General features: G+C 37.4%; 5 protein-coding genes. 3 read left to right on the top strand and 2 right to left on the bottom strand.

The genetic code is table 11. The features are described 5' to 3' along the window. On the bottom strand, positions 1 to 2848 hold a 2848-nt coding region (gene pgmB / locus FJR08_RS21415; protein ID WP_168634502.1), incomplete at its 3' end, for a beta-phosphoglucomutase. Positions 2849 to 2937: 89 nt separating this feature from the next. Beyond that, positions 2938 to 5364, bottom strand: a complete 2427-nt coding sequence (locus FJR08_RS21410) for a sucrose synthase (protein ID WP_168634501.1) — start codon at positions 5362 to 5364, stop codon at positions 2938 to 2940. Positions 5365 to 6674: 1310 nt separating this feature from the next. Between FJR08_RS21410 and FJR08_RS21405 the strand changes: the two genes are divergently transcribed. From FJR08_RS21405 to FJR08_RS21395, 3 genes are all read left to right on the top strand, one after another. Further along, positions 6675 to 6911 carry a HetP family heterocyst commitment protein gene (locus FJR08_RS21405; RefSeq protein ID WP_015079864.1) on the top strand — a complete coding sequence of 79 codons (237 nt, stop codon included), beginning with the start codon at positions 6675 to 6677 and terminating at the stop codon, positions 6909 to 6911. A 289-nt stretch (positions 6912 to 7200) separates the two neighbouring features. Beyond that, positions 7201 to 10827 (top strand): pyruvate:ferredoxin (flavodoxin) oxidoreductase, encoded by a 3627-nt coding sequence (gene nifJ / locus FJR08_RS21400; protein WP_168634500.1) that lies wholly within the window; start codon positions 7201 to 7203, stop codon positions 10825 to 10827. A 138-nt stretch (positions 10828 to 10965) separates the two neighbouring features. After that, positions 10966 to 11985: a dihydroorotate dehydrogenase-like protein gene (locus FJR08_RS21395; protein WP_168634499.1), complete on the top strand. Its 1020-nt coding sequence runs from the start codon at positions 10966 to 10968 to the stop codon at positions 11983 to 11985. Positions 11986 to 12008 lie beyond the last annotated feature (23 nt).

Raw genomic sequence — 12008 nt, 5'->3', positions numbered from 1 at the left:
TTAGTTCCTCCCATTTTACTTCTGCCAAACTAGGCAAAACGACATCAGCAGCCCCCACCCTCTCCTGGGGTCCCAAGCCTACAGCCCACATATTTGCTGCTTTGGCGGCGATAATACCGACTGCGGCATCTTCAAATACTACACATTCATTTGGGGGAATTCCTAACTGGTTGGCAGCATGAAGAAATAAGTCTGGTGCTGGTTTGGCGGATTGGACAGTATCACCATCAGTAATAACATCTACTTTACCACCAATCCCCAATTTTTCAATCACTAGCCGGGCATTTTTACTAGCAGAACCAATGGCGATTTTGATTCCAGCTTGACGCAATTCATCCAATAAGGCCACTGCCCCTGGTAATAAATCTGTGGGTGTAATATTGTGAATTAGTTCTACATAATAATCATTTTTTCGAGACATCATTTCCTGAATTTGCACTTCTGAATATTCTCTATTGCCAATAATCAATATCAGAGAAGCGCGACGAGACACACCCCGCAAGGCTTCATTCATTTCTCGATTAAAAGGTAAACCTTCTTCATTTGCTAACTTTTGCCAAGCTTGATAATGATATTCTGCGGTATTAGTCAATACGCCATCTAAGTCAAAAATCACGCCCTGAATGTTAGGCTTTCTCGTTTTTGGTAATTCCTGACGCAAATCGAATTCGTGCCATTTACCATGCCACTGTAACTTAAATTTCAGTCTTGTCCAAGTTGGGGGTAAGTGAGGATGGGCTACGGGGACATTTTCCCGAAATTGGATACCGCCAAAACCGAATATTACAGCTTGCCAAATGCCTCCAGCACTAGCACCATGTATCCCATCTTGGGTATTTCCGCGTTTATCTTCTAAATCTACCATTGCCGCCTGCATAAAGTATTCGTAAGCCTCCTGTGATTTGCCCAAATCTGCGGCTAAAATGGCGTGAATAGCCGGACCCAAGGAAGAACCATAACTAATATCTGTGCGGGGGGCGTAATAGTCCCAATTTACCTGTAATGTTTGCTGATTATAGGGAAAATCGGCAGATTCCCGCATCAAATATAGAAGCATTAATACATCTGGTTGTTTAATGACTTGTCCTTTGTTGGTTTCTTCCATGCCCAAAATAATTTGGATTGATTTTTCTCGCGGTTCGTATTTGGCTAAGTTAATATCATCTAGTTGGAAAAACCCCTCACATTGCTCAATTAGTCCGGTTTCTGGGTTGTGGATAATGAGCATTTTAGCGATAATTTCTGTCCAATGATTGATGACTTGGGAGCTAATTTGTAATTTATGTTCAAGTTTTATGGCTACTTCTGGAAAGGTGGAATGCAGCCAGTTATAGATGATTAAGGCTTTTTCTAAATGCCATTGTACCATCCGATTTGTGAAGCAGTTGTTATGAACTAGTTCGTGATATTCATCTGCACCAATAACTCCGCGAATTTCATAACATTCTAATTGGGGATTAAATTCAACTCGACTACTCCAAAAAATTGCGGTATCTAAAATAATTTCTGCACCATAATCTCGCATCCATTCATCATCTTCTGTAACTTGCCAATAATACCAAATGGCGTAAGTAATATCCGCACTAATATGAATTTCTCGATCACGACACCATATACGAATATCTTCGGCATAAAAATCACTCCGTAGTGACCAGCGTGGTGTCGCTTCATCCCCTGTCACCGCACTTTCCCAGGCAAACATCGCCCCCTGATAGCCATAATGTGCCGCTTTGCGTCGCGCCCCTGGTAAGGTGTGATAACGGTAACTGAGCAAATTCCGGGCTAAATTTGGTTGGGTAAAGGTAAAAAATGGCAGAATAAAAATTTCCGTATCCCAAAAGATATGTCCGTGATAACCAAAGCCAGATAGGGTTTTCGCCGGGATACTTATGTGATTATTATTTCTAAGTGCAGCAATTAGTAACTGAAACAGATTGTAACGCACTGCAAAAGCTGCTGTGATATCTCCTTCAATGATAATATCACTTTGTTGCCAAACTTGCTCCCAGGCTTGGGCATGGGCATCAATTAAGGTTATATAATCTGGTATATTTACGAGCTTTTCTTTAGCGGCTACAACTGGTTCTGCAATTTCGTTAGATGTAAAAATACTGACAATCTTTACTATGGTGATTGTCTGTTGGATTTGACCGGCAACGGTTGCATTTAAGCTGGGATAACCAGGTGTGGTATTAATTTGTAAGTCTATGTCAGTTCCCGAAATAGTTATTTTTGCCGCTATACCGACATCTATGCGGCTGTTGCGAGTGCGACTATGTAACCAGAATCCTTGTGTAATTTTACCTTGATCTAATCCTTCCCAATGGTTGAATCCTTGATTTTCCGAGTAACTGTTAATACTGGCTTGAATTTCAATTAAACCATCAAAATTTACTGGTGTTAGTTGGCAACGTTGCCCGACTATATGCTGATCTGCTAAACTGGCAAAGCGTTCAAAATGGATATCTATTGCTTTACCATTGGGACTACACCAACGTAAACACCGGCTGAGAATGCCATGATGTAAGTCTAGTTTACGGTTATATTTTAATATTGTACCTTGATCAAGGCGAAAGCGTTCTCCCTCAATAATAACTGTCAATGGTAGCCAATCTGGACAGTTTACAAGTTCGGTATAAACTACGGGAACATCATCATAAACACCGTTAATAAATGTTGCTGATAATGCGCGGGGATAGCCTTCTTCAAATGTTCCTCTTGTCCCTAAATAGCCATTACCAATGGTGAAAATAGTTTCTCGGCTATGCAAATATTCAGGATTAAACTTGGTTTCATTTAATATCCAGTCTGTATAGATAAGGTTGCGAAAATGGTCTTTTTTATCCATGATAATAGATTAGGTATAAAGAATTTAAATTTATGTTTCGCGCAAAGATACAAAGGAGCAAAGACGCAAAGTTTAAGATGAAGCAGGTTTTAATTATGATTTCTGATTTTGCTTAGATGTTCTGATAAAATATGGTCAGCTATAGGTTTATAAAGAAGATGAAATAAACTTTCCATGTAACGATCTCTGGCTTCGTTATCTTCGGGATAGATGAAGTTCCAAAAGCTAAACATTTTCGTTAATAACAGGAGTTGATTTGTGTGGGAATTCCAGTTATATTTATGGCGAATGCGTTCAATCATCCATTGAGAATTTTCTAGCCAATGTTCTGGATAATTTTCACATTTTTCTAAGAAGTTGATAATTGTTTTGGCTGTTCCTGCTAAGTCTGTGGGGTTGAGGTTAAATCCTTGATCATGGTTTTCAATAATTTCTAATGAACCACCAAATTGAGTTGTAAAAGTTGGTAATCCAGAAATCATTGCTTCTAAAATACTTCTGCTAAAGGATTCATAAAGGGCAAAGTGAATATAAATCCCTTGAAAATCGGCAATTACACGATAGGTTTCAGCAATATCGCGGAGAGGAAGACGCATTCCCAACCAGCGGATTTTATGGTGAAGATGATATTGATCAATAATCGCATGAATTTTTGCTATTTCTTGAATTTCTTCGGAGTTTGTTCCTAAGTCTGGATGAAGTTTACTGGTTAATAAAATTAGGTTACTATGTTTTTGTAATTCTTCACTTTTACCGAAACATTCAACTAAACCTGTGAGGTTTTTAATTGAGGTAATGGGACTAACGGAAAAGATCGGTTTTTTATGAGGATGATCTAATTTACCGAGAATTTCTGGGTGTTCTTGATGGAAAATTAGGTCTTGGATATGTTGACGACGGTGGGATTCTCTATTTGTTGTTTGGTTGTAGGGAAAAAATATATTTTCACTGACTCCTGGTAATACCACATTGAATTTAGGGCTAAATAAATCAATGCCATCAATTACATGATATAAGTTGGGCATGGTGAAACATTTATAAGATTCATATTGTCCCATTGTATCTGGTGTACCTACAATTTCTTGATAGGATGATGTGATAATAAAATCTGCGGCATTCATACTGATTAAATCAGCGGTAAATTGGGCAGAAAAGTGATATTGTGCTTCTAAATCTTGCCAATATAAGTTACTAAATAGATATTTAGGTTTTTCGAGGGAATGGGCAATATTACATTGGGTAACTTTCATTTTTCGGGAGAGAATAAAAGCAACTAAGTTCCCGTCACTGTAGTTACCAATAATTAGATTGGGCTTTCCTTGGAATTGTTTTAAAAGTTCTGCTTCGGCATCAAGAGCAAATTTTTCTAAATAAGGCCAAATTTCAAATTTAGAAATCCAGTTGTTGGTAATTTCCGGTCGAGATTCTGCAAAAGGAACGCGCAAAATCCAAGCATTTTCTGTACCATCAACTTTTTCTAATGGTAAGTTACAAAATGTGCCTTCACAATTGGGAATCAGTCGAGTTAATATAATGATATGGGGTTTAATTCCTAATGTATCTAAACCTGCAAGTTTAATTTCTGCCCGCATTTTATTTTCTAAACTGCGGGCTTGTTCTAAAACATAAATAACTTGTCCTAATGTTTCATCTCTGCCTAAAACATCTTCTTGTGCAACCCAACCATGGATAGAAATAAGGACGACGCGGAAAACTGCACAAATGCGAGAAACAAAGGTTTCTAAAATTGCAGGTTCGGGATTATCCATGAGTCTTTCCAGCAGTTCTAAGGTTTCTCTGACTCTGGCTGCATTATTACCCCAACCTGGTTCTAAACCGAGTTCTTGAAGATGAAATTTAAATTTTATATATGGTGTCTGGGGGGATAAATGACTCACAAATTCTAACGCTAGTTTGATTTGCTTTGTTAGTTGCAAACCTGAATGAATATGATTACTAATTAATAATTTGATGCCGTTATATTCTAATCTTTTTAATGATTGAAATAATGCGTCAATCCAATATTCAGGATCTGTCAATGCTTGATTACAAAAATAATGATTAAGAACGGTTAAACCTTGGCCAATATTTCTGGAATCATCAATTCTTGGTGCTGCTGAATAAAAGGGATGGAGATCAATTTCTAAAATGTGCGGTTGATAACGCTTTACTAAGCGATCGCTCACATCTAATAATGCTTTCGGTGTCATTAACTCAAACTTAGTCAAGTCCGCGCTTAATAACCATACTTCTTGACTCGCAATCTTTGGTCTAACTATAAACCAAGTATTTTCACCATCTAAAATTATTTCATGGGTGTATTGAATGAATGTCCCTAAAGAGGAAGAGTGATAAAAATAAGCGGGTTTTGGGAATTGGTGACAATAATCTGCAAAAGCTTGTAAAATCTCATTTCTTAAAAAGTAACGTTTATGATCCTTGCCTAATTCTAAGATAAAGTCACCTAAAACATTTTTTTCATCACTGTCAACAATACTTTGCACTAATTTATACATTGTACATTACCAATCTCTAGCTAAAGTTAGGATTATTGAGATACTATTTCAGGTTAATAGTAAATAAGTTACTCAATTATTTACTTCTAGCTAAAGGATGAACCCTTACCTCCGCTTATAGATAGAGAAGTATCTATTAGTTAGATGGCAGGGAATAGATAAAATTTTAGCAATCACTAATTTCAACTCAATAACTACCAATTTGGCTTTGTTGCTATTAATTACCATTTTGTAAACTTTACTTGTGCCACTTTTATAAGAGTCTATTGCAGTAAAAATTAAATACAGCACTTCCCGGTGTTGTGAGGTACATATCTAGCGGGCAAGACTTGTACTGAGCAAGCGATGCCCTGAGCCTGTCGAAGGGTCGAAGTATGCCCGCACTACAAAAGTTTTATGATTCAACTTTGTACCTCATAAGAGCGGAAACCGCTGTATTACATCTATAAATATTACTCAATTCGTCAAAACCTGAATACTTATATCCTCAACAACTTTAAGACGTTGAGTATTTCGTGATGAAGTGTAACTAATTTAGCCAGAAAATTAAAAATAGCCAAAAATAAATTTATATCTTTATGCCATTTACAGTTTTGTAAATCTCCCTTGTGACAGTATTTAAATAGTCATTTAATCCGCAATTTAGAACTGACATTTTCTGTACTATTTAGAGAAACAAATTGCCAATTCGGCGTACCAGATAGGAAAAACATAGTATTCTGCATATAATAGTGTCACAAGGAGTATTTACAAAACTGAAGCCAGGAAAGATTTCAATGTTGTATGACTATTTAAATAGTGTCATAATCCAAATGTCTGTATTTCCTATTTTTTACCAAACAATCGAGGTGGACAGGAAATGCTAGGAATTTGCCTATATTTTTTACTAACACAAGGGTAATGTGGTTAGTGATTTTCCAGTCTTTACAATCAAAAATTTCAGAACTTAATCTATTTAGATCACCAATTGCCAATGATACACCCCTAATTAAATGGATATCACTGCTCACTAAACCTCACAGAAAATTCATAAAGTTCTCTGATAACCACAAATAATGTTGATATTTAATCGGTAAGTTATCGCTATACTCGGACTTAGATATCGAAGTTATTTACCAAGAGAATTAAATCCTTTACATATCACGGGCAGATAATCCTGTTACCTCAAATATCCCATTGATTTTTTTCTATAATTCAGAATTTAGGAGTTCAGTAATCAGGAGTTAAAAGGCTTGACTAAAAAGATTTTCTGTTCTGAATTCTGACAACTTATCAACTTTCAATCCTACAAGATTAGATCAGGGTTAGTTATGAATTATCAAGCTTCTTCTTCTCAGAACGATTTTCATAGTGCCATCGCTCCCGAACAGTTCAATCGTATCATTGAAGCTATTGCTGATGGACGGTATTCTTGGGCTTGTGTGCTGATTTTACGTTGTATTGATTACAATCCAATTCACTATATTCCCCAGCGGACTTACAGCCGATTGATTAAAGAAAACCGTCAAGATCCTGGAACAGCTAGTAAACCAAAAACAGATATTTAAGTCTTTTGTGAATAGTCTTAACTACAGAGATTTATCTCAATTACTACGCCAAAAGTTAGAGGAACTTAGCAGAAAATTATTCCTTAAAACCAATAATTTGGGATTTTGTTCTCATCTAGCCCCCATACTAAATTTAGTACGGGGGGATTTTCTATGAACTATCCTATAATTATGATTTTAATAGATGGAAGTTTCTGCTGATTTTTCAGTTGAATGTAAAAACTAGGGAATTTGGGGCTAGGAAAACACCAATTACCCGAAATTTAGTAGTTCTTCAAGGTAAAGGAAGATGAAGATGAGAACCTTTGCAACTATAGATGGTAATGAAGCTGTGGCTAAAGTCGTTTACCAACTAAACGAAGTTATTGCCATTTACCCAATTACCCCATCTTCACCGATGGCGGAATGGTCTGATACTTGGATGAGTGAGGGAAAACCGAACATCTGGGGAACAGTTCCTGCGGTGGTACAGTTGCAGAGTGAAGGGGGGGTTGCGGGTGCTGTACATGGAGCTTTACAAACAGGTTCACTGACAACCACATTTACAGCATCTCAGGGGTTAATGCTGATGCTACCAAATATGTACAAAATTGCTGGTGAACTTACACCTACAGTATTTCATATTGCGGCGCGATCGCTTGCAGCCCAAGCCCTTTCCATTTTCGGAGATCATAGTGATGTCATGGCCTCAAGAACTACAGGTTTTGCCATGTTATGCGCTGCTTCTGTGCAAGAAGCCCATGATTTTGCCCTAATTTCCACAAAAGCAACTTTATCATCTCGCATACCTTACTTACACTTTTTTGATGGTTTTCGCACTTCCCACGAAGTCAATAAAGTAGAAATCTTAACAACTCCAGACTTACAAAAATTTATTCCTTTAGACTTAGTAATTGCCCATCGTTTACGGGCTTTAACACCTGATAACCCGGTATTACGAGGAACGGCGCAAAACCCTGATGTTTATTTTCAAGCTAGAGAAACAGTAAACTCTTTTTATCTCGCTTGTCCAGATATTACTCAACAGGTAATGGATGAATTTGCCGCAATGACGGGGAGACAATATCAACTATTTGATTATCATGGACATTTAGAAGCAGAAAAAATAATTATTCTCATGGGTTCTGGTTGCGAAACAGTTCATGAAACCGTAGATTATCTCAATCAACAAGGTGAAAAAGTGGGAATTATCAAAGTTAGATTATATCGTCCCTTTGATACCCAAAGATTTATTAATTCTCTCCCCCAAACTACCTCCAAAATTGCCGTTTTAGATAGAACGAAAGAACCAGGGGCAATTGGTGAACCTTTATATATAGATGTAGTTACAGCTTTGGCAGAAAACCAACTTCACAAAATTAAAGTTGTGGGAGGTAGATATGGTTTATCATCTAAAGAATTTACACCAGCAATGGTAAAAGCGGTATTTGATAATTTAGATGTGGAGAAACCAAAAAATCATTTTACTGTGGGGATTAATGATGATGTTACCCATACCAGTTTAACATATAATCCCGAATTTAATATAGAAGCCGACAATATAGTTAGGGCAATTTTCTACGGTTTGGGTGCAGATGGTACAGTAGGGGCAAATAAAAATTCCATCAAAATCATTGGAGAAGAAACAGATAATTTTGCCCAAGGTTATTTTGTTTATGATTCTAAAAAATCTGGTTCAGTCACAGTCTCTCATTTGCGTTTTGGTTCGCAACCAATTCATTCTACTTATTTAATCACTAAAGCTAATTTTGTCGCTTGTCATCAATGGGACTTTGTAGAAAAATTTCCCATATTGAAAGATATTATTCCTGGTGGCACTTTTTTACTAAATTCACATTATCACAAAGATGAAATTTGGAATAAATTACCTGCTGCAATGCAAACAGAGATACTTAACAAAAATATCAAATTCTATGTAATCAATGCCTACAAAGTCGCCCGTGAAGCCGGAATGGGTGGACATATTAACACCGTTATGCAGGTTTGTTTCTTTGCCATTTCCGGTGTTTTACCAAGAGAAGAAGCTATAGATCAAATTAAAAAATCTATCTGTAAAGCCTACAGTAAAAAAGGCGAAGAAATCGTACAAATGAATATTCAAGCCGTTGATAAAACCTTGGAAAATCTCTATGAAATTAGGGAACGGGGAACGGGGAACACTTCGACAAGCTCAGTGCATCGCAGGGAACAAGAAAATATAAGAGTGTCCTCAATCCCCGATTATGCACCTGCATTTGTCCGCAATGTATTAGGGAAAATGATAGTCCGTGAAGGTGATGATTTACCTGTGAGTGCATTACCTGTAGATGGTACATATCCCACAGGAACATCTAAATGGGAAAAACGCAATATTGCTGAAGAAATTCCGGTTTGGGATGCTGACGTTTGTATTCAATGTGGTAAATGTGTGATGGTGTGTCCTCATAGTGTCATTCGCGCTAAAGTATATGCACCAGAAGAATTAGAAAATGCCCCAACAACTTTTAAAAGTGCCAATGCCAAAGAACATGATTGGCATGATTTAAAGTTTACCATTCAAGTAGCAGCAGAAGATTGTACAGGTTGCGGTATTTGTGTTGATGTTTGTCCCGCAAAAAATAAAGCCGAACCGCGCAAAAAAGCCATTAATATGGCAGCACAAAAACCATTGCGAGAACAAGAACGAGAAAATTGGGATTTCTTCTTAAATCTCCCTAACCCAGATAGACGAAATTTGCAGTTGAATCATATTAATCAACAACAAATGCAAGAACCGTTGTTTGAGTTTTCTGGTGCTTGTGCTGGATGTGGAGAAACACCTTATATTAAATTAGTAACACAATTATTTGGCGATCGCATGATCGTCGCCAACGCCACCGGTTGTTCATCTATCTATGGTGGTAACTTACCCACCACACCTTGGGCAAAAAACGCCGCAGGTAGGGGTCCAGCATGGTCTAACAGTCTATTTGAAGATAACGCCGAATTTGGCTTAGGTTTCCGCGTTTCCATAGATAAACAAGCGGAATTTGCAGCTTATTTACTCCAACAACTTGCACCCCAAATAGGTGAAACCCTCGTTACAGAAATCCTCAACGCTGAACAAAAAGACGAATCGGATATTTACTCTCAACGAGAACGAGTTTCTATTCTTAAAGAAAAATTAAAAGAAATTATCACCGCAGATGAACACAGATTAACGCAGATGAAAGAGGATTCTATCAGCGTTTATCTGCGTTTATCTGCGTTCAAAAATCTTCAATCCCTCGTTGATTATTTAGTGAAAAAAAGTGTTTGGATCATTGGTGGTGATGGTTGGGCTTATGATATTGGTTATGGTGGATTAGATCATGTAATCGCTAGTGGACGCAACGTTAATATTCTCGTCTTAGACACAGAAGTTTACTCTAATACTGGCGGTCAAATGTCCAAATCTACCCCTAAAGGTGCAGTGGCAAAATTCGCAGCAGGTGGTAAACCTACAACCAAGAAAGACTTAGGTTTAATTGCTATGACCTACGGTAATGTTTATGTTGCTAGTGTAGCAATGGGCGCAAAAGATGAACAAACCCTGAAAACTTTCTTAGAAGCCGAAGCTTACGACGGTCCATCATTAATTATTGCCTACAGTCATTGTATTGCTCACGGTATCAACATGAGTACAGCCATGCAAAACCAAAAGGCTGCTGTAGACTCTGGACGCTGGTTATTATATCGCTATCACCCCGACAGATTACAACAGGGAGAAAACCCCCTACAACTCGATTCTCGCACCCCTCGTATACCAATAGAAAATTCCATGTACATGGAGAACCGTTTCAAAATGTTAACTAAAATTAACTCAGAAACAGCCAAAGAACTCCTCAAAGAAGCCCAAGCAGATGTTAATACCCGTTGGCAAATGTATCAATATTTAGCTGCAAGAAAATTAAAATAGCTTTGAGTCAGTTGTTAGTTGTCAGTTGTCAGTTGTTAGTAGGGGCGAAGCATTTGGAAGATAAATTATCGGTCATTGCCAAAAATAGTTCTCCAAATGCTTCGCCCGTACAGTTGTTAGTTTTTAATTACCAAATTTATGAACTTAACTACCACATATTTAGGTTTAGAATTAAAATCTCCCTTAGTTCCTTCGGCTTCTCCACTTTCAGAAGACATTGATAATATTAAATTAATGGAAGATGCCGGTGCAAGTGCTGTTGTTATGCACTCGCTATTTGAAGAACAATTAACTTTAGAAGAATCCGCACTTGATCATCATTTAAGCCATGGTACAGAAAGTTTTGCAGAAGCTTTAACCTATTTCCCAAATATTGCTAAATTCCGAGTCGGACCAGAAGAATATTTAGATCATATTCGCAAAGCTAAGGAAAAAGTGGATATTCCCATTATTGCCAGTTTGAATGGTTGTTCCGTCGGTGGTTGGACTAAATATGGTAAACTCATGCAAGAAGCAGGAGCATCAGCACTAGAATTAAATATTTACTATGTTCCCACAAATCCAGATTTAAGTAGTCAAGATATCGAGCAGAATTATCTTGATATTCTCACATTTGTTAAAGCCGCTGTCACTATTCCTGTAGCCGTAAAACTCAGTCCGTACTTTACTAATACTGCAAATATTGCTAAACGTTTAGATCGTGCCGGGGCTGATGGTTTAGTATTATTTAATCGCTTTTATCAACCAGATATTAATTTAGAAAATTTAGAAGTAGAACCTCATGTACTTTTAAGTACCCCCCAAGCCATGCGTTTACCTCTGCGCTGGATAGCCATTCTCTATGGTCATATTCAGGGGAGTTTAGCTGCAACTAGCGGTATTCACAATGCCCATGATGTGATCAAAATGTTGATGGTGGGAGCAAATATAACTATGTTGTGTTCTGTATTATTACGAGAAGGTATTAACCATATTCACTGTTTAGAAAAAGACCTACGGGAGTGGATGAAAATACATGAATATGAATCTGTCAAGCAAATGCAAGGTAGTATGAGCCAGTTAAATTGTCCTAATCCTAGCACCTTTGAACGCGCTCAATATATGAAGGCTTTGCAAACCTATAATCCAGATTCGGGTAGAGTTTATACAAAAAGTTAGGTAATAGGTAATAGGTAACAACT

Origin of the sequence: Dolichospermum sp. UHCC 0260, assembly GCF_009711985.1 — a bacterium.
In the GTDB taxonomy this organism is placed as follows: domain Bacteria; phylum Cyanobacteriota; class Cyanobacteriia; order Cyanobacteriales; family Nostocaceae; genus Dolichospermum; species Dolichospermum lemmermannii.
The sequence above is the reverse complement of the archived record's forward strand: the minus strand, read 5'-3'. Positions and strand labels throughout refer to the sequence as shown.